A 23,517-nucleotide genomic window follows, 5' to 3' on the forward strand; every position below is an offset into this window, starting at 1 on the left:
GCTCTGCTCTGCTCTGCTCTGCTCTGCTCTATTTTTTAAAAATATCTCGTATCTCGTATCTCAAATATCTTTTCTTCCACGCACAAAAAAGAGCACCGAAGTGCCCTTACAATATTCTTTAACTAATCGCTAATCGCGATGGCCTTACTGCCAAATAGCGGCAAGTGAATCCATAAGGCCGCTCGTTGCACCTTGTGATTGAAGTGCCTGAAGAATGATTGGTGCAAATGTCGTAACCATTGACGAATCCATACCTAACCCAGCAAACGCACTTTCAACAGCACCTTGTGAGCTTAGAACTGATGATAAGCCAGTTGATTCAAGTGAAGACATTCCAGGAATGAGTGATGCGAGTTCTTTATTGTCTGCTGAGCCAAGTGAATTTTGTGCAAGCGCCAACATTGAACCGATACCACCAATTGCTTGATCGCTGGTAACAGATGCTTGATCAGCAACGGTATCAGCAAGTGGTGTTGTTTCGTTTTGTTGAGACCACATATTCACTGCTGCCATCAGGGCAGTTTGCGATAGTTGGGAATAGTTGGTATCTGATGTTGAACCGGTTTGTTCAGAGTCGCTAGTGCTAGCGCAAGAGACTACAGCAAGGCTGCTGAGCATAGTGATGAGTATTTTCTTCATTATTCTTCCTTAAGTAATAAAGTAATCGACCTATTCACTATAAACGAAAAACGGCGATGTAGTCACATCGCCGTTGGATTATTTTAATTTTATTTGCCTATAGTATTTTGTTTTACTAAAGGTTTTTATAAAAATTAAAGGATAGCTAGAAGTTCTACTTCAAACACTAGAGCTGCAAATGGTGGAATTGCAGCACCTGCGCCGCGCTCACCGTATGCTAGATCTTGAGGGATGTATAGCTTCCACTTAGAGCCAACAGGCATCATTTGTAGAGCTTGTACCCAACCTTGAATTACGCCAGTTACTGGGAATTCAGCAGGTTGACCGCGAGATACAGAACTGTCGAAAACAGTACCGTCAGTTAGTTCACCGTGGTAGTGAACACGTACTTGCTTGTCTGCAGTAGGGATTTCGCCAGTACCTTCAGTTAGTACTTCGTACTGAAGACCAGACTCAAGAACTGTTACTTCTGAACGAAGAGCGTTGTCAGTTAGGAAAGCTTCGCCGTCAGCAGCTGCTGCTTTAGCTAGTTCTTGACGTGCAGCTTCACCACGAGTGTGTAGCTCTTGTAGTGCGTTGTTGATTTCGTCAACTTCGATAGCTGGCATGTCACCAACTAGAGCTGTTGCGATACCAGCAGCGATTGCGTCAACGTTTAGGCCTTCAAGACCAGAACCAGCAAGTTGTTGGCCCATTTGTAGACCGATACCGTAGCTAGCTTTTTGCTCTACAGTTTCAAATTTTACTTCAGACATGAAAAGTCACTCTTTTTGTCAGTACGAAAAGGGTAAGAATACCAGTATTAGCAGCCTGAATAAACGGCTAGCCCCTGATCACTTACGCTTTAACGTGTCCAAATCACAGCTATGTCAATTTTCTTGCTTTGGTCTCTGTTGTAGCGGAAAGATCTATACTGTTGGTACTTTGGTTTTTATACTGTAGTTATTCAATGTATAGGACGCAGTGGCATGAATCGTCGTCAAAAGAAAAAACAGAAAGTAGACCACTTAGCAGAGTTCAAGGATCGACTGAATCAGGTCAAAGAGAAATTAAGCTCGATCGATATCAAGAAAATGAAAACCTCAACCGTGCAGGCCTGGGGATCATTGCCGAAATTACACCAGAGACTATTGATGGTGATTTCGCCGATCGTATTGATCTTACTTTTTGTGCCGCTACCAGAACCTAAAGTAGACGCAGCCCCAGCAACATCGCGCGTTGAGCTTGAGATAAACACCGTTGGTTTAAGCGAACAGCAAAATGCCAAGAGCAGTTCATCAGAACCGAGTAACAACAACTGGCAGGAGTATCTTGTAAAGCAAGGGGATACGTTAGCGCAGGTTTTTCGAAATAACGACTTACCGTTGTCTGACTTGAACGCGCTAGTGCGTATTGAAGGGGCAGACAAACCACTTAGTCAGATTCGTAAAGGCCAGCTAGTTCGATTCAAACTCGCCGAGACCGGGAAACTAGACATTCTTCAGCTAGAAAAAGGCAACACTTCGGTGATGTTTTTCCGATTGTCAGACGGTGGCTTTGGCCGTAGTAAGTAGCTCAATACTGAGCCTGCGTTAAAGCGTTTCGTCAGATACAGATAGTCGATAGAAAAGAGCTAATGATAATGATTAGCTCTTTTTTTTGGTCGCTTGAAAGGTGCAAGCGGTAAGATGATGAGCATAATTCCGATAAAGGTTAACGTATCTGGAATCTCATCAAACCATATAGCGCCTATTATGGCGACAAACACTAAGCCTGAGTATTCAGCCAAGGCAATTTGACTAGAGTGTGCTTTTTGGTAGGCAGCGACCGCAAGTCCGTTGTAGCTTAAGATTAGCGTCGCACTTAATGCTATGTATCCCAAATGTTCCACAGACACCGGCTGCCAGTATAAGAAGCACAGTACTAATGAGGCTGGAATAGAGAATAAGGTTGTCCACCACAGCGTAGTGACCACCGTTTGCTCACTAGGAAGCTTTCTTACCAATACATTGAATAGTGCGAGGGTGAGTGCTGTACCCAAAGCAAACAGTGCTGCCCAATGAAATTGTGATGGCCTCAAGACAATCAATGCACCAATAAAACCGATAGTGGTGGCGATAACCTTGCCAAGTGCCGGTTGCTCTTTCAGTAGAAACATAGAGAGAGGTAACATCAACAGGGGCGCGACGTAAAATACTGCGTTGGCGGTAGCCAAAGATAAATGGGTAATCGCGACAACCATACATCCACTGCCAATTAGTATCAGCTGTCCGCGTATGATGGTCACTTTGGCTTGCTGTAAGCGTCGTTGTTCCTTTTTCTGCTGTAGCCACAAAGGGGTGATGATGAGCAGAGATATCAACTGTCGGAAAAAAATATACTGAAGAGGCGGTACTTCGCCATTCAACAGTTTTACCGCTACGTCGGAAAGCGAGGCAAACAAGTTACCTGCAACCAACAATAGAATACCGACAGTGATATTCGTCATTACTTTTCAAATCTCATGTCTACATGCGGAATATCGTCTTCCAGATACATCTCAGAGATAGTTTCGAACCCGTGATTCGCATAGAAGTTTTCTAGGTGTTGTTGCGCGCCAATATCGATGGTCTTGCTCGGCCAAAGAGTCTCACAGCGTGTTAATGCTTCTTTGATCAATTGATGACCCAAGCCATCACCTCTTGCTGATTGCTTGGTCGCCACTCGGCCGATGCTGGTATTGTCGTAAGAAGTACCTGGTGGTAACAAACGGGCACACGCCACTAGCTCTGCATCAGCATAGCCAAGCAAGTGTTCAACACCTGCGAGTGTATCTTTACCATCGAGCTCTGGATAAGGGCAATTTTGCTCAACAACGAACACATCGACTCGTAATTTAAGTAATTGATAAAGCTGTTGTGTTGAAAGTTCAGAGAAGGGAATTGAGTGCCAAGTGATCATGTTTACATCCAGAGATTATCGATGCTCTGAATGTACTATGTGCGATGATTGTTGGCATTAACTATTGTTAATTCGACCTTTAATTCTGCTCAGACTGATCGCGGTTATACCTAGGTAAGCCGCAATTTGATTGTCGTTCAAGCGCTGTTCAAGGTCGGGGTAATGTTCGCAGAACAGTTGGTAGCGTTGCTCTGGGGTATAAAGCAACATAAAGCGTTCTTTGTTTTCCTTGTGCATGAGCTGAGTTTCTAACAGCTTTAAATACAGAGGGTTATTTGATGCACGCCACTCAATAACCGCATTCATTGGCAGTTCTAACATTGTGATGGGTGTGAGCGTTTCTAGTAGGTAAGGGGACGCTTGGTTCTTTATCAAACTCTCAAAGCCGATGATCCAGTCTTGTTCCCAGTAGAATTCTTTGCTGTATTGCTTACCGTCATTAGTGAGGTAACAAGCGTGGCATAAGCCTTCAAGTACAAAGTAGATCGAACTCGCCATCTCACCTTGATTGATCAGTATGTGTCGGGTTGGCAGTTCAAGCGGCTTCGCGACAGCTAATAGAGATTCAATCTGACTCTCAGAGAAGTCAAAGCTTTGTAGTTGTTCGATAAAAGAGGTGTGCATGAAAATAACCTAACCCAAATAAGTACCGAGATCATCGCACTTATTTGGGGAGAGGTACAGAGCAGGCTAAATCAACGTCGACTGTGTTGTTCTAGATAATCTTGAGCGAGGTCTCTGCCCATGTATTTGCCTAGGGTTTTCAATGGTACTTTCTTAAGATTAACCACAATCAAGCCATCCAAGGCATCATTAAACGATGGGTCGACGTTAAAGCACACAAGTTTACCGTTCATCCCTAAGTATTGGCGTAGCAGTACCGGTAGGCCTTTCCCTTGCTCCATACGAGCCAACACTTTAGAAAGCAGAGGGACACTCGCCAATGACGATAGCAGGTGATTCTGCCAGAACACATTATTATTGGTATTGAGCGGTGAAGAAGGAGAAACCAAGTTCGCCTTTTGTTCATCGTAATGGTGTATGGATAGGGTAGTCGCAATCAACAGACGCGCATTGTGGCTGTAATCATTACTGATACTGACTGGGCCGAATAGGTGAGTGTATTGAGGATGACGATACACGAAGGCCGCGATACCTTTCCACAATAGTAATAGCGAGTTAAGGCTCTTCTGATAAGGCTTGCTCACTACAGAACGCCCAAGCTCGATACTGTTGTCTAAGGTATCGATGAATTCTTGATTGTAGTTAAACAGGCTACGAGAGTAGAGCTTATCAAGCCCGTGATCTGCGATGAGCTTGTCGACCATACCAAGCCGGTATGCACCCACTAATTCAGCCTTGGTTTTATTCCAAACAAACAGTTGGTGGTAGTAAAGGTCATACTCATCTAAATCACAGGCAAGCCCGCTGCCTTCTCCGACTTCTCGGAAACTCTCTTCTCTAACTCGACCAATTTCGCGCATTAAGTTAGGAATAGATTGGCTTGGCGTACAGTAGACTTCGAAGTCCCCTTGCTCAAGTAACTTCATCTCTTCAGGAAGAGAACCGACCTCTATTGCCAACACTTCTGGTGGAATAGGCGCAATCACTTGGGTGTCAAAAGAGGGCGCGTGGATTGGCGTATTCGGGCTATCTTGTTGACTCATTAGGTAGGTATTGAGTCGTAGGTAGTTGACGATATCCATCTCTTTTTCAAACGATTTGATCTCTGAATACGGAATCGAAGAGCCAATCGAGATAGAGATAGTCGTCGCCTGTTTATTAAGAAGTTCACGGCCAAGTAAAGCCGTTCTCAGTAGTGGGTGAACACGGCCCGCTTGGTAGAAAAGCTCACTGTTCTTGCCATTGATAAAGATAGGCACCGTGGTGGCTTGGTGACGCTTAACAAACTTTGCGACTGATTTGCTCCACTCGATGTCTGTTAGTGTCTTGGCCCCTTTACGGTAACTCGATACTTCGCCAGCAGGGAACACAATCAAGAGTCCACCGTCTGCTAAATGACGATTGGCATCTCGAATAGCTTTAGCATTGGTGCGTTTCGATTCTTTACTGTTAAAGACATCGACCCCAATAAACAGATCATCCAGTTCAGGCAGTCGCTTGAGCAACTCATTGGCCAACACCTTCACATCCTTTCTTACCGATCCTACGAGATCAGCAAGGATCACTCCTTCAATCGCACCAAGTGGGTGGTTAGCCACAATGACTACTGGCCCTTGTTCGGGAATATTATCAGTGGCGCCTGCTGAAACGGAATAGTCGATATTCAATGCTGACAAGGTGTGATGCATGAATTCAAAGCTAGATAACTCATCAGGTCTATCTTGATAGAGCTTATCTAGCTTAGATAGCCCAGTTGCCCACTCGACAACAGACTCACCTAAACCAAAAGGCGTGTAACGTGGTAAACGAAAAGGACTATCAATCATAATGAAGCTACCTTATTGACTAAAGTTGTTTAGGAAACCGTCTTGATTCTTGAAATCTTTTACACTTAAAAATGCACCGCAAAGCCATACTAGGCATGCCATGCCAAACAGTAATCCGCCGTCATAACCGACAATTTCACCCGCAGCGTTAAACTCAGGCATTTGAATACCGAGCGGCGTAAACAGATGGAAAAATATCGCGCCATTCATAATCCCCACACTCATGATGGCACCCAGACCATGCCAACGAGTAAACAACAAAATGGCCGCAATCAATTCAGCGAACCCAATCAAGTAGCCGCCAAATGAACCGAACCAACTTAAGCCAGACCATGTCGCCAAGGTGCCAAAGATATGCTCAGTCTCGTATGAGCCTGTGAACTTAAAAAACAGCGACTGAACAAATACGAAAGCGATAAATGCCGCAGGAATATGTTTAGTTGGAGTGAATGTCATGGTTATTCCCTTATTTGATCAGTTGCGGCCAAACGGTGTCGGCTTTTTGAATATGCTGTGCTCGGTCTTGTTCCCAACGCTGTTTAATCTCTTGGTCGTAGTTGAGGTAAAGCTTGTTATCAACAATTGTCCATTGGTTCGGGTCACCGGGTGCAAAGTCACTTTTTGCTGAAACAGCCCAAGCGCAATAACCCCCATATTGAGGGGCATATTTTTCAGGATTATTAACAAATAAAGTCAGATTCTTTTCAGAAGAGAAATACCAGTCCGCGCCTTTGTACTCGGTGCTGAATTTTTTACTGCCTTCAATGGGCTTACCTGAAGTGAAATAAGCCACAGTATCGTAGCCATCGAGCGCCTTACTGCTAAAGAATCCTGTGTAGATTTCATCGGCGGCAAATACGTATGGGCTAACAAGTAGCATGACCATGGTTAATAGTTTTCTCATGATGGACTCCATCTATAGATTGATTGCTGGTGATAAATCGAAGGTAAAACGCTGTTGATTTATCTGGCATGGTTTAATGGGTTCACAAGGCGAGCCGGGTGCGTAAAACATCGAGGCTTGGCCGTGTAGATTGCGTAAGTGTGTAAAGCTCACGGTGTGCGCGTCTTCACGATGCATACAGGTCGCTAAATGAGGCTGTTCGCTGTGATGGTGAGAGTGAAACTGAAGTAAGTTCTGTTGATTCTTACCCGTTGCCATAAGCTGATCGTATTTTGCTTGTCGATAGGCTTGTACTCGCTCTAAATCAACACCGGATGAGAAGAGTGGAGAATCAGTGTCGACGATGTGCTGTTGAATACCATCCCACATATAGGCGATAACCAACCCATTGTTCTGAGTTAAGTTCGGCGCAAAAGCCAACAAGGTAAACGGGACAAAAGAGTGCAGGTCGAGCTGATGAAATGCTTCAGAGAGCTGACTGATGTTACGACTCGATGATAGGTTCTTGAGTAGCAAACCACGGCTGACTAAAGGTCCAACAGGGACTATGCCTTGATAGTTATTGAGTAGGCATAGCGAAAGCCCGAATTCATTGATACTGATCCAGCTACCACCGCCAGTTGGGTCGAGTGGCATGATGATATCGACACCGTTGACTCGATACTGTTTAGGTGGCATTGCTAGTGCCCGTGTCTTTTGTTCATCACGATTAAAAAAGACCTGATAACCATTTTCTTCAAGCAGCCAAGATACTGAACACATGATTATTGCTCCCTCAGATAGCTGCTGGTGGTTGGGGCATAACCAAAGGTATTGCATGTTTCGACATCAAGAAAGGTCGTGATCACCTTGATCATCGCATAGTGATGATTGGCATGCAGAGCAGCAAAGGTGACCTCTCTTTCTAACGTAGAAGGCAGGCTGGCGAATACTTGTGTATCCATTGAAACTTCGGTTTGGATCATGATAGGCGCTTCGAGATCTCTGCGGTCTAGTCGTTCAAGCCAGTTGATCACATAATGGATCTCTTTTACTGCAATTGAGCGGTCGTATTCGACGGGATGACCACGACGGCGAGTGTTGTAATCAACGGTCGCATTCTCTTTTAAAATTAAAGCGTGAAAAAGATCGAGCGTGTGACGAGTATGCTCACCAATAGAGCTTGTGACGTGCGGCTTTGCTCGTGTCAGATAGTCGCTGTCAGATATCGCTAACAAAAACTCTAGACCCTGATTCAATATCTCTACCGCTCCTTTGATGCTAGGAGAGAAAGAAGTGAGGGCGCTTGGTTGGGCTATGGGGTTCATTCATGGTCCTCGTACAAAGTTAGTCAGTGGTCGGATATTGTTGAACAAGACGTTGCTCTTCTTGCCACGCAGCGAATAAGCTCTTGAAAGAGGGAGTCTTATGGCCTCGTTGTTTTTGCTGAGCGCCAATATCAAAAAGAATGCGGTATTGCAGGAGTAGCGTAGAAAATATCTCTCGCAGCGGTGTGTTGCGATCCCAGATATGCCCAGCCTCACTGCTTGCGCCATTGACCTCAAGGATCGTGAAATCCTCGCCGTTCATTAGGCTGTGCATGTCTTTAAACTTGACGTCGAGTCGGCCAAAATGGAAACCATCGAAGTCATCGAATATCTCGTCTAAACGTTCAGTTAAAGCCTGAGTAATGTATTGATTGCCATCGCGGAAGATGCAGCCACGGCTATGGCTACCTGCGAACGCGAGTTGGAACTCTTCGCCCTCTGCGAGCACGTGATCCAATTTATCTTCATGCCTTGGTAGATACAGGTGGCTGAGTTGCCCAGCACGCGGGCTATTTTCAATTAACTGCTTGAGTGTCGACTTGCCATCACCCATCACCATTGGCGCATATTTGAGTGTGATCGAGATGATCTCGCCTTGCTTTTTGTTTGGGTAACGAACATAGAAAACGCCAGCTTCTGCCTGATAAGGCGCCTTTTCTTGCAGTAGAAAGCGAGCATTATTTGGGAAAGATTCAACATATTGCTCAAGTTGATCTTGTGTGTTGATCAGCTTGACGCCAACGCCTCGACAGCCAAGATCTGGTTTCGCTACAATCGGGAAATCAAGATCGGATTGTATGAGTGCGCTGCGTGCATCTTCAGCTTGTTTCTTACCGCTGAGATCCGTTTTGGTGAGGGTGATAAACGGAGAGATCCAACGCTGACTTGAAGATCCGGCAAGGCTTAATATCTCGTGTTTTGATTCGCCTACCATGCCGCTTAACTTGATGCTTGGGTTGGCAATGAGCGGCAGCGCCCAGTCAAAGTGCCGTAACCCTTGCATCAGGCTTTGAATCACGACTGGCGTGTAGAAGAACCAAGTCGGAAGAAACTCATAAGGAGAGACACTGCGCACGGTATCTTTTTCAAGCAAAGGCATGCCTGCATTGATTTGATGTGCTGGAATGATGCGAATATCTTGCGGTGAACTCATGATAATCCTCTAGAGTAGGTTCTATTCATTAATCGATTGCCGATAAACAGCAAAGCGATGGCACACGGGATGATGATCCATTGATATTCAGAGGCTTGCAGCCACGCTGATGTCCCTAAATAGTAGATGGCAGAGAAGACAATGCCAGTCCAGATCGCGGTGGCGCTGATGACAGCAAACAAGAAAGTAGGCAGTGGGATGGCGAAAAAGCCACTTAAGGTAAACCCGACGGTGCGAAGCCCTGGAATAAAGCGGATAACAAAAAGGCTGCTGAATGCGTTCTGACGTAATTTGGTGCGAAGCGAACGAAAGTACTTATTGGTGAGGGCTTTATATCGAACACCTCGGAAATAACGTCCTGACTTCCCTAAGTAATAAAGACCGAGATCTCCCGTGGCAATACCGATGAAAATAGCAAGCAGCGCATATTGAGGGAGTATTAGACCTTGAGTCGCGATACCTGCCGCCGTAACAATCGCCAGATCTTCAAGCAGGTAAGAAAGTGCGATGATGCCAAGCATCAGCCATAGCAGCGACTCCTCTCCTGAATGTAACCATGCTTGAATGCTCTCGACGGTGCTCATCAAATGTCCTTATCTATCCTATAGATGAATGGCTTAATCACCATTCATTGAGTGTAGTAAATTAAATAGACAGGAGGAGCAGATAAAAACTTACAGCTGATTAGTGTTTTTTTGTGTTGGATTCATTAAATTGGTGGTTTGAGTCGTGCTGTTTGACTGCTGTTTGACTGCTGTTTTGAAGCTGTTTTGAAGCTGAAGGCGTGGCATTTGGAAGCGGGTTGAACGAGAGTTTGTCGTTCGAAAATTAGGGCTTTGGGCTGAACATTTAGAAGAAAAGAAAAAGGCTGAGTCGTTAAACTCAGCCTTTCAGAACGTTAACTATGGATTACTTAAGCAATCTATTTAGTTAGGTCAATCTGGTAAACAGCAAAACCAACATCGTCAGTCGCAACACGTTTCATCGGGTATTGACCTTTTTCTTTGATGAACTCTGCTGCTTTGTCGCTTGGAGATGTTTCAAAGCGGATATCTAGCTTGTTATCCGTTTTGATTGGTGCAAATGACCAATTGTTATCCGCGCTTGGGCTCACTTGACCTTGCTCTTTGCTTACGCGAGAGATGTAGTTTGCAAGAACAGTACGGTTCTCATCTGGTGCATCAAATGCGATGAAGTCTTCACCTGTGCCTGGGAACTTAGCGCTATATGCACGGTAGTTGTTGGTGGCGATCAGGAAGTCTTGCTTCATGTCGATTGGCTTACCTTGGTAAGTTAGGCCAACAATACGCTGTGAGTCAGGGTTAACCACTTTACAGTTTGCATCGTATTTCGCAGGTTGAGTTACGTCGATTTGGTAATCAACACCGTCGATAACATCGAAGTTGTAAGTACGGAAGTTATCCCACTCGATCAACTGTTGTGGTGCAGTTGAGTTAACATCCACTTGGTTGAACTGACCTGCAGAACACTCAAGCCACTCTTTTACTTCGTGACCCGTTACCTTCATCGCAACTAGCGTGTTCGGGTAAAGGTATAAGTCAGCTGCGTTACGGAAGGTTAGTTGACCAGACTCAACCTCAGTGAAGTTTGCTGGGTCATTCTTACGGCCGCCGGCCTTGAATGGTGCAGCCGCTGAAAGTACTGGCGTACCATCTAGGTCAGGGTCACCTTGGATGAACTGTTCAACGTAATCTTTCTGTGCAAGGTTAACGATTTGAACTGTTGGATCGTCTTGTACTAGAGACAAGAAGCTGTACATCACATCGTCTGCTTTACCAATCGGTTGGTTAACAAACTCACGAGTACCAGCGTGGTCTTTTTCTAGTGCTGTTACGATGCCTTCATCAGCTGCAGCAAGCGATTTCTTCTCGATTTTGTCGTAGATAGGGCGTGCTTCTGATTGGCCTTTAACCACTTCCCACTTACCGTCTTTTTGTGCAAGTGTTAGATCCATAACACCAACGTGGCTACCCCAACGACCTGGCATTACTGCCGCAACGCCGTTCATGGTGCCAGTTTCGTTGTCGATGCCTTGAATGTCATCAAAACCTTTACCTGGGAAAACTGCGTGAGAGTGGCCGAATGCGATCGCATCGATGCCGTCTACTTCAGATAGGTAGAACGTTGAGTTCTCTTCGCCATTTTTGTATGGGTCAGTTGATACGCCTGAGTGAGGGATAGCAACGATAACTTCAGCGCCTTCTGCTTTCATTTGAGGCACTAACTCGTTAGCCGTCTCAATGATATCGCGAGCGATCACTTTACCTTCAAGGTTCTTCTTATCCCACGTCATGATTTGTGGTGGAACGAAACCGATGTAACCCACTTTTACTTCGTGCTCTACGCCAGCAGTATCTTCGAACGTGTGCGTCTTGATGATATAAGGCGTGAAGTAGTGTTCTTTGGTTTCTGCGTCGTAAACGTTAGCACTGATGTACGGGAAATCAGCGTCGTTGATAGATTCTTCTAGGAACTCAAGACCGTAGTTGAATTCGTGGTTACCTAGGTTTGCAGCGTCGTAGCTTAGTTGGTTCATAGCTTTGTATGCAGGGTGAACTTCGCCCGCTTCGATGCCTTTGTCTGCCATGTAGTCACCCATTGGGCTACCTTGCAGCAAGTCACCGTTATCAACTAATACGCTGTTGGTTACTTCGCTTTGAGCTTCTTTTACTAGAGTTGCAGTACGTGCTAAGCCGATTTTTTTCGATGGCTTGTCTTTGTAGTAGTCGTAATCCATTAGGTTGGTATGGATATCCGTCGTTTCTACGACACGTAATTTAATCACTTCATCGGTATCTGGTGTTGTTGTGCAGCCTGCTAAAGTCAAACCAAGACCCGCAAGTACAGCCAATGACAAAGGTTTCATTGCAACTTTCATTTTGTAGCTCCAAAGTGGATAGTAGAAAATTCGTTGCGTAATGTAACAAAACCGAATGAAACAATGATTACAACGAATGTTAATTCGTGACTTAGATCGATTACTTTATGGTGTTCTGCAAGACGCCTCCCAAAGCTGCTCAATCGATGCGCAACTGATATCGATAATATTAGTCCATTCATTTCACCTGCTTATCGGTAAATCCAATCCCTTATCAGCTTTTCGAATAAAAAATGAAATTTTAGAATTTCCAGTAATATAAGAGGCTCGTCATAATGCCTATATCAAGGACGTATCAGGCAGATGAATAGCAAGGATAGCTCAAAACGAAGCTTCTGTTTTCTTCTAGTGCCAATACTCCCATTCACTCAAGTGGATGAGTTAAATCCCTTGCTTGGCAAGACCAAGTAATGAATTGCTCGTAACGCGAGCCTTAAAGGAAGCACTGAAATGGACCAAGAACGTTTAACCCACCTAAAACAGCTCGAAGCGGAAAGTATTCATATTATCCGTGAAGTAGCGGCTGAGTTTGATAACCCAGTGATGATGTACTCCATCGGAAAAGATTCTTCTGTGATGCTTCATTTAGCTCGCAAAGCGTTTTATCCCGGCAAGATTCCATTCCCACTATTGCATGTAGATACGGATTGGAAATTCCGCGAGATGATTGAGTTTCGTGATCGTACGGCTAAAAAGTACGGCTTCGACCTTTTAGTACATAAGAACCCAGAAGGTATTGAGATGGGTTGTAGCCCATTTGTACATGGTTCTTCGAAGCACACTGACATCATGAAAACACAGGGCCTTAAGCAGGCGTTAAACAAGTATGGGTTCGATGCGGCTTTTGGTGGTGCGCGTCGTGATGAAGAAAAATCTCGTGCGAAAGAACGTGTTTATTCTTTCCGTGATAAGAACCATACGTGGGATCCAAAAAACCAGCGTCCAGAGCTTTGGCACACCTACAACGGTCAGGTTAATAAGGGCGAAAGCATTCGTGTCTTCCCGCTATCTAACTGGACTGAGCTTGATATCTGGCAATACATCTACCTAGAGAGCATCGATATTGTTCCACTTTACCTTTCAGACAAACGCCCTGTAGTTGAGCGTGATGGCATGCTGATCATGGTTGATGATGACCGTATGGAGCTGCAAGAAGGTGAAGTGATTGAAGAGAAAAGCGTTCGTTTTCGTACTTTAGGCTGTTACCCATTAACCGGAGCGGTTGAATCTGAGGCGAATACGCTAACAGGCATTATTGAAGAAATGCTGGTGGCGACGTCTAGTGAGCGTCAAGGTCGAGCGATTGACCATGATCAGTCGGGCTCTATGGAGCTGAAAAAGCGCCAAGGTTATTTCTAAGAATCTAAGGAAAGAAAAATGAATAGTGCAGTAGAAGCCGAATTGGCTGAACTAGGGATTGAAGGTTATCTAAGTCAGCATCAGCATAAATCTATGCTTAGATTTTTAACTTGTGGCTCGGTAGATGACGGTAAAAGTACGTTAATCGGTCGCTTGCTCCATGATACAAAACAGATTTATGAAGATCAGCTAGCAGCGGTTCACTCGGATAGCCAACGAGTGGGTACCACAGGTGAGAAGCCTGATTTAGCACTGCTTGTTGATGGCTTGCAGGCTGAGCGTGAGCAAGGGATTACGATCGATGTGGCTTATCGTTACTTCTCGACTCAAAAGCGTAAATTCATTATTGCTGATACCCCAGGGCATGAGCAGTACACGCGCAACATGGCAACAGGCGCTTCAACGTGTGATCTGGCTGTGATCTTGATTGATGCTCGTAAGGGCGTTCTGGATCAAACCCGTCGTCACTCGTTTATTTCTAACCTACTTGGTTTGAAGCATTTCATCGTCGCAGTCAACAAAATGGATCTGGTGGAGTACTCGCAAGATCGTTTTGAAGAGATTCGCGATCAGTATCTAGAGTTTGCAGAAAACCTAGAGGGTGAGACCAATATTCAAATTCTGCCTGTTTCCGCGCTTGAAGGCATTAACGTTGCAGCGCCAAGTAAAGAGCTTGCATGGTTCGAAGGCCCATCTCTATTAGAAGTACTAGAGAACGTCGACATTGACCAAAAACGCTCTGCGGGTGAATTCCGTTTCCCAGTGCAGTACGTAAACCGTCCTAACTTAGACTTCCGTGGTTTTGCAGGCACCGTTGCCTCTGGCCGTGTCAGTGTGGGTGATGAAATCAAGGCGCTGCCATCAGGTAAAACGTCTAAGGTGGCAAGTATTGTGACCTTTGATGGCGAACTTGAATCGGCGCAAGCGGGTTTGGCAGTAACGCTGACTCTTGAAGATGAAATCGATATCAGTCGTGGTGATTTGATTGTGCTGGAAAATGCGCAAATTGAATCCACTAACCATGTATTGGCTGACATCGTATGGATGACAGAGCAACCACTGCAACCGGGTAAAGCTTACGACATCAAAATCGCAGGCAAGAAAACCGTCGGTCAGGTTGAAACGGTTCGTCACCAATATGACATCAACAACCTGTCGACTTACGCTATTGATGAGTTGCCATTGAATGGTATTGGTTTGTGTGAATGGTCATTGAACGAGACTGTCGCGCTGGATAAATACCGTGAGAGTGCCGATACCGGTGGTTTCATTGTTATCGACCGCCTGACTAACGTGACGGTGGGTGCTGGTTTGATTCGAGACCGTTTGGACTCTGTTGAACAGCAAGTCGGTAACTTCTCTGCATTTGAACTTGAGTTCAACGCATTGGTACGCAAGCACTTCCCTCATTGGGATGCCAAAGATCTAAGCCAATTACTGAAGTCATAAACGACTAAGTAACAGCTTATTGAATCAGGCGGAAACCCATCGTTTCCGCCATAAAGGACGGGTATATGTGGCAACAAGGATTTGTATTAGCGATTTTGCTCGGCATCATTACTTGCCTGCTCGTTACCCGTATTAAGCCAAGCTTTATCTTTGCTGGCGCGGCGTTTATTGCTTTTATGGCTGGCATGATCGATTTGTCGAGCTTAGCCAATAACTTCACTAACTCCTCGTTACTGACTTTAATTCTTCTTATCCTCGCATCAAGTGCGTTGGAGAAAACTCGCTTAATCAGTTGGGTTAGCCGTAATATCTCTGAAGGTAGGCTAGGTACCGTGGTTGCGAAGTTGGGTATTTCCACAGCGCTACTTTCTTCTTTTACTAATAACACAGCGGTGGTTGTCTCTTTGATCGGAGCGATCAAACGTAATCAGCAACATGCGCCATCTAAACTACTTATCCCATTGTCATACGCTGCCATCTTAGGTGGAACGCTGACATTGATCGGCACTTCAACTAATTTGATCATCAATAGCTTTGTTGAAGATGCAGGGCTGCCGAGCTTAAACTTTTTCACACCAACCTTGATCGGTCTGGCGGTCTTGGTCGGTGGCGTGTTGATCCTTATTCCTCTGAGTTACTTCTTACCAAGCTACGATGATGGTTCCCAAGATGATTTGCCTTACTTTCTAGAAGCGAGAGTTGAGCCCGGTTCACCGTTAGTCGGCCGCAGCGTCAGCGAGAATAACCTCAGAGCATTGAGAAAACTGTTCTTAGCGGAAGTGATTCGAGACGGTAAAACAACCGCGTCTATAGACCCTGACTTCATACTCCAAGCTCGTGATCGACTGCTGTTTTGTGGTGATGTCGAGAGTGTTGCGACACTGCAAGAGATCCAAGGGCTAACTCTGTTTGGTCAGCACCACCTGAACGGCCAGAGCTTTGTTGAGGTCGTAGTCAGTTCATCGGCAAGCTTCTGTAATAAAACCCTCAAGACCAGCCAGTTTAGAGATCGCTTCGATGCGGTTGTGGTTGCCATTCGTCGTGGTCATGAACGCCTTGAAGGTGGCCTTGGAAACATCACATTAACCGCTGGCGATACCTTGATTTTGGTTCCAGGAAAACGTTTTGAAGAACAGCGTCAACAACACAATAAAGAGTTTGTGTTGATGAACGATCTAGACTCAAGCGCCAAGCTTGATGCCGATAAATCGACGTTTGTGTTGCTCGGCTTTGCCAGTGTGATTGGGTTATCGCTCGCTGAAGTCGTGCCGATTATTAAAGGGCTAGCGGGATTTTTATTATTGCTGGTGGCATTTGGTGTAGTACAACTTGGTGAGCTTCGCCGCCGTTTCCCCGTCGATATTGTCGTGATCGTTGGTTCGGCACTCTCTATTGCTCAACTGATGATTTCATCTGGGTTGTCTGAGCGAATGGGGCTGATGTTTATGGAAGCCTTTAATGGCTGGGGCGTGTTTGGAGCGCTAGTCGCGACCTATTTCATGACGCTGGTCCTGACTGAGTTGGTGACCAACAATGCGGCGGCGGCACTCTCATTCCCCATTGGCTACAGTATGGCCGTCGGCTATGGCGTTGACCCAATGCCGTTTATTATGGCGGTTCTGTTTGGTGCCAGTGCCAGTTTTATTTCGCCATACGGCTACCAAACCAACTTACTTGTTTATAGCGTAGGTAATTACCACCTTACGGATTATCTGCGCATCGGCATCCCAATCTCGATTGTTTATTCGGGTTTGGTGCTGACCCTAATTCCTTATTTTTTCCCATTTTAATGCTGTTTATTTAAAGGACTAATTATGACCGCAGTACTCAAACCAAAAGATGAGAATGTTGTGTGGCATCAACACTCGATTGATAAAACATTTCGCTCTGATCTGAAATCACAAAAGCCAGCCGTGCTCTGGTTCACGGGATTATCTGGTTCTGGGAAGTCGACAGTCGCTGGAGCATTAGAAAATCGCTTGGCACAGCTTGGTTACCATACTTACTTATTGGATGGCGATAATGTGCGTCATGGGTTATGTAGCGACCTTGGCTTCTCTGAGCAGGATCGCCGAGAGAATATCCGTCGTATTGGTGAGCTCGCTAAGTTGATGGCAGATGCGGGTTTGATCGTGTTGTCAGCGTTTATTTCCCCACATCAAGCTGAAAGACAGTTAGTGCGAGACTTGCTACCTGAAGGCGAGTTTTTAGAGGTGTTTGTGAACACGCCACTCGAGGTTTGTGAGCAGCGTGACCCTAAAGGCCTGTATAAGAAAGCACGAGCTGGAGAGATCCCGAATTTTACAGGCATTAGCTCAGTGTACGAAGCGCCTCAGAACCCTGAGATAGATTTACCTGCGGGTGAGAAGACACTCGATGAACTGGTGGAATTGTGTATTGATGCTTTAGAGAAGCGTAATATTTTAGCCAACTGAGATCGTTGGTATGACTAAGGCTACTCAGCTGTTTATCTGTTTATTCACGACCGATAAATAGTGCAGCCTTGGTTTACCGAGACAAGAAACCTATCCTCTAGATTCTCTTTATTCTTCTCAATATTCTTCACTTTTTACACCGTCTATTTTTTGCACCGTCGAGTGCCTAGACGGTGTAATTCACACTGCTTTTCACTTCTGTCTGTACCGTGAACTTCTGACTTAATAGAGCAATCAGTTGATCGTAATACTGCATGTTGGGTTTGTTGCCAAGTAAGGTGCACAGCTCATTACCTGTTGGACTGAATCGGTAATAAACCAGTTTAACCCCTTTTGAAATAGGCGCCAGTGACATGCTCTTACCTTGATAAGTCAGGTGTAGGGCTGGGTCGAAATCAATCTCTCCAGATTCTAATTCTGTTCCTAGAATAATCCCGAGCTCAATCAAGTGGAGCAAACTAGAGTAGGGTAGGTTGTGTTCACCAAGGTTGATGGTGTTGGTGGTGTCTCTTTTGCCAAAGCTGAAGATTCCAGCATGGGATTTAAAGCCGAGTAATAGTTTTCTGCTGTTATCACTACCAAAGCTACAACCCAGTGACGCGGCTCTTTGCAGGGTGAGTGCTTCTTTTGGTGTCATGTCTTTTAAGATCTGAAGCGCCTTCATCGACGTCGAGCCTGGGTTGGTGACTTCTCGTTTCAGTACTTGAGCCCATAGCCTCTGCATCGATGTATTGTGGATCTCTTGTGCCATATCGAAGAAACGGTATAGCCAGTCCTGATCAGGGTCTCCAGCTGCTTCATCCTTACATGAAGAGTGTGCCAACTTTAGAATCTGTTCTAGGTTCTTTTGGCGAAGCTCTCTACGTTTTTTCTCTCGTAATAGTGCCCGTTCGATAAGCGTACTCTCAGCTTTATCGTTTGGCTTTGTACTATGACTAATTAAGGAATCGAGGCCGAAGCTTTGTGCGATGTGCAGCATTCTGCTTGCACTGTCGGCAATATGAGGCTTTTTCTCATGCTTTTGCTGTGTATCGCTAGCATGCTCAATGATCACTGGCTGTTTAGTTTCTGACATAAGAGTACCGTAAGGAGACGACCCAACACCAATCGTAGTAATTAATTGCTCGCCCTAGCTTGTTAAAACGCTCGATAACAGCGTTAGAATTTTTGATTGTAGAATAACTACTTATCAAAACTATTTATTGAAAAGAGCTTCCTTGTTCTCAAGCCTTTTTCTTACGCTATTTCTGAACACTTACTTATTGTGATTGGTATAACTGTCTAAAATGTAACTCTTTATCTTATTGGTGGCTAGATTTTGCGTGCAGAGTTGAAGGTTTCAACAAAATTTTACTTTTGCTAATGATAATAAAATGTTAAATTTGTTGTGATTCTCAAGGAGGAGTTATGAATCAAGTCAATGATAACAAGCTGAAAAAACAGCTTAGTATAGGGTTATTACTCGCTACTTATGTCGCTGTTCTAGCGTACTTATCTAATTACATCGCGTAATTTAGAATAAAATAATCGTTATTAAACTGTTATTGAATGATCTCACTCGTTCAGTGACGGCAGCTCATCCTTGAGCCACCCTTCTAATGACTACATGTCGTCATATTCTTCAATCGCAGTACCTTCAATAAGATAACCGGTTTGCGCCAAGTCATGGCTTATTGACTCAGTTTTCAGCGTACCCACTAAATAGATCACATCCCATAACTGCTGGATTGGTGCACCTTTAGGGAACTTCACGTAGATGATTTGGTTTGGTGGTGGCGGTGGCACGTGGATACATGCGCCAAAGTACGGTACCAGCAGAAACTCAGTGATCATGTTCTCATCGCCTTCCAATGGAATCACAAAGCCAGGAATTTTGACTGTGCTGCCATTCAGCTCTGGGCGAACAGCGCCAAGTGTCGATTGTTGAGGTTTGTCCATGCTGTCGTGGTTAACCATCGGCATGCCAAATGAGTCGAGTTGTGCTCGCTCTGACTCTGGAATCAAGTCAATCCAATCGAGTGTTAATACCGATTCGTCAGTCTGAGTGGTTTCAGCGTGAGCTGTGCTGATAAATGGGAACATAAGTAACCCAAGTATCAGTAGGAATTTGCGTTGCATCGTAGGTTCCTATTTTAGATTCTAATAGTCATGCCATCAGACAATGACTGACGGTAAGCCCTGAAAGCGGGAATAAAGCCGATAATGATTCCAGCAACTTGCACCAACATAAGCAGTTTCCACTCATGAGGTGTGATTGCGGATATCGATATGTTGATACCATAACTTTGTTGCACAATAGGAGCAACTAGTGCGATCAAGGCAAACAACACGGCAACACCCAATGTGATACCGAGGAAGGTTAGGGCACTTGCTTCACTGATCAGTAAACCAAACACATGACGAGGCCTTGCTCCCATCGCGCGCAGAATGGCCATCTCTCGACGTCTTTCTTGCAAGCTAGTGAGTAGACTACTCAGCATCCCTAACAGTCCCGCGATTACAACAAACCCTGAAACAATCAGTAGTGCTTGTTCTGCTACTGCCATCATTCCCCATAATTCGTGAAGCGCAATGCCTGGCATAATGGCGCTCAAAGGTTCTTGGCGGTAGTTATTGATTTCTCGTTGCAGTGCAAAGGTTTGGATCTTCGATTTAAGGCCAACCATCATCGCGGTAATCTGCTTCGGTTGGAAGTCACGTTGCTTTAGCGCTTCAGCATTCGGTGTGTGCCCGAGGTTAGCCCCCGATTCCCAACCAACGTGAATCGCTTCAATGGCCTCTAACGAAACATGCACCGTTTTATCTACTGGTGTGCCGGTTGGCGCGAGTATTCCGACAATGGTGAAGGGCAGGTTATCATGGCGACTAAAGGCAACATCACTGATACCGTGCGCCAGAATGATGTGATCACCGATTTTGTAATCTAACTTCTTCGCGACATCGGCACCAATCACTACATCAAATAGCTGATTAAACTCTTTACCTTGCTGAAAAGTAAGTGGTTGCTTACTTCCATAGCGATAATTTTCGAAGTAGCTATGGTTCGTGCCCATTACGCGGAAGCCTTTATGTGAATCACCTAATGAGATTGGGATCGCCCACTTTACAGCGTTGTGCTGGCTAAATTCTTCATAGCTTTTCCAGTCGATGTTGTTGGTCGCATTACCGATTCGAAATACGGAATAAAGCAGCAGGTTTACCTGACCAGAGCGGCCACCGACGATAAGGTCAGTACCTGATATCGTATTCGCAAAGCTGCTCTTAGCTTCGGTTCTTACACGTTCCACACCGAGTAATAGAATGACTGACACCGCCACGGTGAGAATAGTCAGAATGGCTGTGGCTTTACGGTTGAGTACGCTTTTTAAGGCTAAGTGAGTAATTACTTTCATACGACAACCTTAGCTTGGTTAACGGTTTTTAAATCTATGGTTCGAGTGAACAGTTTTTCTAGTGTTGGATCGTGACTGACAAAGATCAGGGTAGAACCCGCCTGATTCGCTTGTTCTAGCAACAGTTCGATAAAGGCTTCTCGGTTGTCATGATCCAGAGCCGATGTCGGTTCGTCGGCAATAATGATTTTGGGTTGGCCGATCAAAGCACGAGCGGCAGCAACACGTTGCTGTTGACCAATACTCAACTCGGTAACGGGCTTGTCCATTAGAGCTTGAGGTAGCTTTAATCTGAGCAACAACTCTTGAGCGGTTGCTTGCAGGCTGTTCTGACTTTCAGTGACTTGCTGCTTACGAATCTTAGAAAACTGACAAGGAAGCGTCACGTTGTCGATGACTGACAAGTAAGGAAGCAGGTTAAATTGTTGGAATATATAACCAATATGATCGGCTCTGAATTTGTCTCTCTGGCGAGGTGTTAGCTGTGTGAGATCTTGGCCAAGGATAGATACTTCGCCTTGTTCAGCTTGGTTGATTCCGGTCAGTAACCCTAACAATGTTGATTTCCCGCAACCACTAGGCCCTTTGATGAAAAGGTGCTCTTGGGCTTGGATATGCAGTGAGGGGATCTCTAGCGTTGGGGGCAATTCAGGCTTCCAACGAAAGCTGATATTTTCGAGTTTGACCACAAGTGATGAACTGTCAAAAGACATATTAGCTCCAATAATTAAAGCGGTGTCTCTACTGGACAGTTATTAGAATAATAAATTCCCAGAGCACACCGATTTGTACAGCCAAGTAAGTGAATACTTACTTGGCTGCTTATCTACGTTTAATTCAATCTAATGCTAATTAGAATCGAAAACTAATACGATCTGCGTTAAGTACTTCTTGAATTTGAGCACTGTCAGTTAGCAGGTTCACAGTCATTGATTTTGTGTTGCTGAACTTAGAGAACCACTGAGTATTCACGGTATCCAGTTTTTCAATGTCAGAACATTGGTAGTGGTACTCGACAGTGAACTCACCGTGGCCGCCTTCTGAGTGGTCATGGCTTTCGTGGTCATCATGATCGTGCTCAGCATGGTCATGGCCTTTGTGGTCGTCATGATCGTGTTCCGCGTGGTCATGGTCTTTGTGGTCGTCATGATCGTGCTCAGCGTGGTCATGACCTTCGTGGTCGTCATGTTCGCCTTCAGCGTGGTCATGGCCTTCATGGTCATCATGATCGTCTTCTAGGGTGTTCGTCACTGACTTGAACTTCAAAGTACAGCTTGCATTGTTGAAACCAAATAGTTCTTCTGGCTTGTTCAGTTGCGCAATCGCTTGTTCAAACACTTTCTTTTGCTCGGCAGTTTCTGGAGCATGTTCAAAGCCAACCACATCAGCGCCGGGAGCTGTTACTTCAACAAGCAGCTCTTGCCCATCTTGAGCGATGTTCACTTCAACTTTACCGTGCACGTGTGCTTCGTGAGAGCGGAATTCTTCGTTAGCTAGAACATTCGTTGAGACAGTCATGCCGATAACAACGGCTAAAATAGTAGGTTTCATGTTTTTTTCCTGAATAAAGGTTAATTAAAAAGTAGTGGTAATTAAGCGATATTTACAGGAGGTGAACGTGCTAAATAAGCGAAATACAGGCGCTGTAACGAAATTACTGACTCTGTAATAGTGGCTGTAAATTCTGAATGGAACTCTGGAACTTGTGGCAGTGAGTGCGCAGTAATGAACTGATTTATCGAAAACAGCTCACAGTGATGCGAAGTGTGGTGATCGGGGTCAATATCCACCATATGTGTTGCCGCTAACACGCTTAACATGAGCATCAGCCCAAGCAAGAAGCCTGTTTTGCGTTTCACATTGTTAGGTGTGTTTTGCCACATGAGTATGATTAACCACAGAATTAAAAAAGGATACTGTTATAATATAACAATATCCTTTGGTCAGGTCTCGAAAAAGACGCGAATATCTTATTAAAGGCTCGCTTTAATCAACTCAATGACTTGAGTGACTTCTGATTCGTTTAATGCCCCTTCTTTAACAAACAAGATTTTACCTTGCTTGTCTTGAACTATAATCGCAGAGCTTTCTTCTTTTAAAGCCCATGATGACGCTACCGTGCCGTCTTCATCTAGCACCATAGAAGACCATGGAAATTCTTCTTTGCTACTTTCTGCTGACGATTTAACAAAAGACCCAGTACCCCAAATCGCATCATCTTGGTTGATGATGGTAGTGGTTTGGTAGCTGTCTTCTGCGAATTTCGATGCTGTGATGGCTGCCATCAGTGGTGCGTTGAGCTCTTTCGAGCTGCTACGGCCTGCAATAGCTTGAACGACGCGAACTTTACCTAGAAGATCATTGGTTGCCCAAGCTTGATATCCGGTATTTCCGTCGTTTAGTACGATTTCACCATAGTTGCTAACATCGACAGCAGGCAGAGTTGTACCTACAGATAGGTTGTGAGCATTGGCGAAGAGTGGAGAGGCTGCGGCTAAAAAAGCCAGTAGAGTTTTGTTTTTCATTATATTTTTGTTCCGCTTATTGGTTTGCTCTGGAAGTATAATATGAAATTTGAAAAATGCCTCTTTAACTTTTTTATCGTACGACG

25 protein-coding genes are annotated in these 23,517 nt (G+C 44.9%); 5 read left to right on the forward strand and 20 right to left on the reverse strand.

Annotated features, from left to right (window positions below; all coding sequences use genetic code 11):
* Positions 1-144: 144 nt before the first annotated feature.
* Together H5300_RS06790 and H5300_RS06795 are read right to left on the reverse strand one after the other, a co-directional pair.
* Complete coding sequence (locus tag H5300_RS06790; RefSeq protein ID WP_017083776.1) at positions 145-639, reverse strand: DUF2780 domain-containing protein; 495 nt, start codon at positions 637-639, stop codon at positions 145-147.
* Between the two features lie 134 nt (positions 640-773).
* Positions 774-1,394 carry an FKBP-type peptidyl-prolyl cis-trans isomerase gene (locus H5300_RS06795; protein WP_017078817.1) on the reverse strand — a complete coding sequence of 207 codons (621 nt, stop codon included), beginning with the start codon at positions 1,392-1,394 and terminating at the stop codon, positions 774-776.
* A 213-nt stretch (positions 1,395-1,607) separates the two neighbouring features.
* Between H5300_RS06795 and H5300_RS06800 the strand changes: the two genes are divergently transcribed.
* Entirely contained in the window at positions 1,608-2,192 is a 585-nt protein-coding gene (locus H5300_RS06800; protein WP_026012320.1) for a LysM-like peptidoglycan-binding domain-containing protein, read from the forward strand.
* 59 nt (positions 2,193-2,251) lie between these two features.
* Here the strand turns inward: H5300_RS06800 and H5300_RS06805 are convergent, their stop codons facing one another.
* From H5300_RS06805 to H5300_RS06855, 11 genes are all read right to left on the reverse strand, one after another.
* On the reverse strand, positions 2,252-3,106 hold the full coding sequence (locus H5300_RS06805; protein ID WP_182795698.1) for a DMT family transporter: 855 nt from the start codon (positions 3,104-3,106) through the stop codon (positions 2,252-2,254).
* Positions 3,106-3,558, reverse strand: a complete 453-nt coding sequence (locus H5300_RS06810; protein WP_004735261.1) for a GNAT family N-acetyltransferase — start codon at positions 3,556-3,558, stop codon at positions 3,106-3,108. Before H5300_RS06810 ends, H5300_RS06805 begins: the two co-directional genes overlap by 1 nt.
* 57 nt (positions 3,559-3,615) lie before the next feature.
* Entirely contained in the window at positions 3,616-4,182 is a 567-nt protein-coding gene (locus tag H5300_RS06815; RefSeq protein WP_004735262.1) for a Crp/Fnr family transcriptional regulator, read from the reverse strand.
* Between the two features lie 71 nt (positions 4,183-4,253).
* A complete protein-coding gene (locus tag H5300_RS06820) occupies positions 4,254-6,008 on the reverse strand; it encodes a lysophospholipid acyltransferase family protein (protein WP_182795699.1) in 1,755 nt (584 codons plus the stop codon).
* A 12-nt stretch (positions 6,009-6,020) separates the two neighbouring features.
* Positions 6,021-6,464, reverse strand: coding sequence for a hypothetical protein (locus H5300_RS06825; protein WP_182795700.1), 444 nt, complete (start codon positions 6,462-6,464; stop codon positions 6,021-6,023).
* Between the two features lie 10 nt (positions 6,465-6,474).
* Positions 6,475-6,912: a YHS domain-containing (seleno)protein gene (locus tag H5300_RS06830; protein WP_004735265.1), complete on the reverse strand. Its 438-nt coding sequence runs from the start codon at positions 6,910-6,912 to the stop codon at positions 6,475-6,477.
* A 12-nt stretch (positions 6,913-6,924) separates the two neighbouring features.
* On the reverse strand, positions 6,925-7,674 hold the full coding sequence (locus tag H5300_RS06835; RefSeq protein WP_182795701.1) for an NRDE family protein: 750 nt from the start codon (positions 7,672-7,674) through the stop codon (positions 6,925-6,927).
* A 2-nt stretch (positions 7,675-7,676) separates the two neighbouring features.
* Complete coding sequence (locus tag H5300_RS06840) at positions 7,677-8,219, reverse strand: hypothetical protein (protein WP_017083769.1); 543 nt, start codon at positions 8,217-8,219, stop codon at positions 7,677-7,679.
* A gap of 19 nt (positions 8,220-8,238) precedes the next feature.
* On the reverse strand, positions 8,239-9,372 hold the full coding sequence (locus H5300_RS06845) for an ATP-grasp domain-containing protein (RefSeq protein WP_182795702.1): 1,134 nt from the start codon (positions 9,370-9,372) through the stop codon (positions 8,239-8,241).
* Complete coding sequence (locus H5300_RS06850; protein WP_054542380.1) at positions 9,369-9,956, reverse strand: DedA family protein; 588 nt, start codon at positions 9,954-9,956, stop codon at positions 9,369-9,371. Before H5300_RS06850 ends, H5300_RS06845 begins: the two co-directional genes overlap by 4 nt.
* 338 nt (positions 9,957-10,294) lie before the next feature.
* Positions 10,295-12,271, reverse strand: coding sequence for a bifunctional 2',3'-cyclic-nucleotide 2'-phosphodiesterase/3'-nucleotidase (locus tag H5300_RS06855; protein WP_017069395.1), 1,977 nt, complete (start codon positions 12,269-12,271; stop codon positions 10,295-10,297).
* A gap of 414 nt (positions 12,272-12,685) precedes the next feature.
* Here H5300_RS06855 and cysD point away from each other — a divergent pair, with 414 nt between their 5' ends.
* The 4 genes from cysD to cysC all read left to right on the forward strand — a co-directional run bounded on the left by cysD (position 12,686) and on the right by cysC (position 17,514).
* A complete protein-coding gene (gene cysD, locus H5300_RS06860; RefSeq protein ID WP_226088532.1) occupies positions 12,686-13,630 on the forward strand; it encodes a sulfate adenylyltransferase subunit CysD in 945 nt (314 codons plus the stop codon).
* An 18-nt stretch (positions 13,631-13,648) separates the two neighbouring features.
* Positions 13,649-15,079 carry a sulfate adenylyltransferase subunit CysN gene (cysN, locus tag H5300_RS06865; RefSeq protein WP_182795703.1) on the forward strand — a complete coding sequence of 477 codons (1,431 nt, stop codon included), beginning with the start codon at positions 13,649-13,651 and terminating at the stop codon, positions 15,077-15,079.
* Positions 15,080-15,144: 65 nt separating this feature from the next.
* A complete protein-coding gene (locus H5300_RS06870) occupies positions 15,145-16,869 on the forward strand; it encodes an SLC13 family permease (RefSeq protein ID WP_004735273.1) in 1,725 nt (574 codons plus the stop codon).
* 24 nt (positions 16,870-16,893) lie between these two features.
* Positions 16,894-17,514: an adenylyl-sulfate kinase gene (gene cysC, locus H5300_RS06875; RefSeq protein ID WP_017083764.1), complete on the forward strand. Its 621-nt coding sequence runs from the start codon at positions 16,894-16,896 to the stop codon at positions 17,512-17,514.
* A 166-nt stretch (positions 17,515-17,680) separates the two neighbouring features.
* Here the strand turns inward: cysC and H5300_RS06880 are convergent, their stop codons facing one another.
* The 7 genes from H5300_RS06880 to H5300_RS06910 form a co-directional block, all read right to left on the reverse strand.
* Entirely contained in the window at positions 17,681-18,589 is a 909-nt protein-coding gene (locus H5300_RS06880; protein ID WP_182795704.1) for a TIGR03899 family protein, read from the reverse strand.
* A 527-nt stretch (positions 18,590-19,116) separates the two neighbouring features.
* Complete coding sequence (locus H5300_RS06885) at positions 19,117-19,632, reverse strand: DUF3299 domain-containing protein (protein ID WP_004735277.1); 516 nt, start codon at positions 19,630-19,632, stop codon at positions 19,117-19,119.
* Between the two features lie 14 nt (positions 19,633-19,646).
* Entirely contained in the window at positions 19,647-20,906 is a 1,260-nt protein-coding gene (locus H5300_RS06890; protein WP_102482745.1) for an FtsX-like permease family protein, read from the reverse strand.
* Positions 20,903-21,619, reverse strand: a complete 717-nt coding sequence (locus H5300_RS06895; protein WP_004735279.1) for an ABC transporter ATP-binding protein — start codon at positions 21,617-21,619, stop codon at positions 20,903-20,905. Before H5300_RS06895 ends, H5300_RS06890 begins: the two co-directional genes overlap by 4 nt.
* Before the next feature lie 139 nt (positions 21,620-21,758).
* The gene (locus tag H5300_RS06900) at positions 21,759-22,457 is read right to left on the reverse strand and encodes a DUF2796 domain-containing protein (protein WP_182795705.1); all 699 of its coding nucleotides are present in this window, start codon (positions 22,455-22,457) and stop codon (positions 21,759-21,761) included.
* A 41-nt stretch (positions 22,458-22,498) separates the two neighbouring features.
* Complete coding sequence (locus H5300_RS06905; protein WP_017078801.1) at positions 22,499-22,789, reverse strand: DUF2607 family protein; 291 nt, start codon at positions 22,787-22,789, stop codon at positions 22,499-22,501.
* A gap of 90 nt (positions 22,790-22,879) precedes the next feature.
* Positions 22,880-23,431, reverse strand: a complete 552-nt coding sequence (locus H5300_RS06910) for a YtfJ family protein (protein ID WP_017086687.1) — start codon at positions 23,429-23,431, stop codon at positions 22,880-22,882.
* Between the last annotated feature and the right edge of the window lie 86 nt (positions 23,432-23,517).

It is taken from the genome of Vibrio sp. SG41-7 (assembly GCF_014164465.1).
Taxonomy (GTDB): Bacteria; Pseudomonadota; Gammaproteobacteria; order Enterobacterales; family Vibrionaceae; genus Vibrio; species Vibrio splendidus.

Coding starts and splice junctions, on each gene's coding strand:
- H5300_RS06830 (WP_004735265.1), bottom strand. CDS start 6,912: ATGAGAAAACTATTAACCATGGTCATGCTACTTGTTAGCCCATACGTA.
- H5300_RS06885 (WP_004735277.1), bottom strand. CDS start 19,632: ATGCAACGCAAATTCCTACTGATACTTGGGTTACTTATGTTCCCATTT.
- cysC (WP_017083764.1), top strand. CDS start 16,894: ATGACCGCAGTACTCAAACCAAAAGATGAGAATGTTGTGTGGCATCAA.
- cysN (WP_182795703.1), top strand. CDS start 13,649: ATGAATAGTGCAGTAGAAGCCGAATTGGCTGAACTAGGGATTGAAGGT.
- H5300_RS06895 (WP_004735279.1), bottom strand. CDS start 21,619: ATGTCTTTTGACAGTTCATCACTTGTGGTCAAACTCGAAAATATCAGC.
- H5300_RS06820 (WP_182795699.1), bottom strand. CDS start 6,008: ATGATTGATAGTCCTTTTCGTTTACCACGTTACACGCCTTTTGGTTTA.
- H5300_RS06800 (WP_026012320.1), top strand. CDS start 1,608: ATGAATCGTCGTCAAAAGAAAAAACAGAAAGTAGACCACTTAGCAGAG.
- H5300_RS06825 (WP_182795700.1), bottom strand. CDS start 6,464: ATGACATTCACTCCAACTAAACATATTCCTGCGGCATTTATCGCTTTC.
- H5300_RS06840 (WP_017083769.1), bottom strand. CDS start 8,219: ATGAACCCCATAGCCCAACCAAGCGCCCTCACTTCTTTCTCTCCTAGC.
- H5300_RS06900 (WP_182795705.1), bottom strand. CDS start 22,457: ATGAAACCTACTATTTTAGCCGTTGTTATCGGCATGACTGTCTCAACG.
- H5300_RS06870 (WP_004735273.1), top strand. CDS start 15,145: ATGTGGCAACAAGGATTTGTATTAGCGATTTTGCTCGGCATCATTACT.
- H5300_RS06880 (WP_182795704.1), bottom strand. CDS start 18,589: ATGTCAGAAACTAAACAGCCAGTGATCATTGAGCATGCTAGCGATACA.
- H5300_RS06850 (WP_054542380.1), bottom strand. CDS start 9,956: ATGAGCACCGTCGAGAGCATTCAAGCATGGTTACATTCAGGAGAGGAG.
- H5300_RS06795 (WP_017078817.1), bottom strand. CDS start 1,394: ATGTCTGAAGTAAAATTTGAAACTGTAGAGCAAAAAGCTAGCTACGGT.
- H5300_RS06890 (WP_102482745.1), bottom strand. CDS start 20,906: ATGAAAGTAATTACTCACTTAGCCTTAAAAAGCGTACTCAACCGTAAA.
- H5300_RS06835 (WP_182795701.1), bottom strand. CDS start 7,674: ATGTGTTCAGTATCTTGGCTGCTTGAAGAAAATGGTTATCAGGTCTTT.
- H5300_RS06805 (WP_182795698.1), bottom strand. CDS start 3,106: ATGACGAATATCACTGTCGGTATTCTATTGTTGGTTGCAGGTAACTTG.
- H5300_RS06790 (WP_017083776.1), bottom strand. CDS start 639: ATGAAGAAAATACTCATCACTATGCTCAGCAGCCTTGCTGTAGTCTCT.
- H5300_RS06855 (WP_017069395.1), bottom strand. CDS start 12,271: ATGAAAGTTGCAATGAAACCTTTGTCATTGGCTGTACTTGCGGGTCTT.
- H5300_RS06845 (WP_182795702.1), bottom strand. CDS start 9,372: ATGAGTTCACCGCAAGATATTCGCATCATTCCAGCACATCAAATCAAT.
- H5300_RS06810 (WP_004735261.1), bottom strand. CDS start 3,558: ATGATCACTTGGCACTCAATTCCCTTCTCTGAACTTTCAACACAACAG.
- H5300_RS06910 (WP_017086687.1), bottom strand. CDS start 23,431: ATGAAAAACAAAACTCTACTGGCTTTTTTAGCCGCAGCCTCTCCACTC.
- H5300_RS06815 (WP_004735262.1), bottom strand. CDS start 4,182: ATGCACACCTCTTTTATCGAACAACTACAAAGCTTTGACTTCTCTGAG.
- H5300_RS06905 (WP_017078801.1), bottom strand. CDS start 22,789: ATGTGGCAAAACACACCTAACAATGTGAAACGCAAAACAGGCTTCTTG.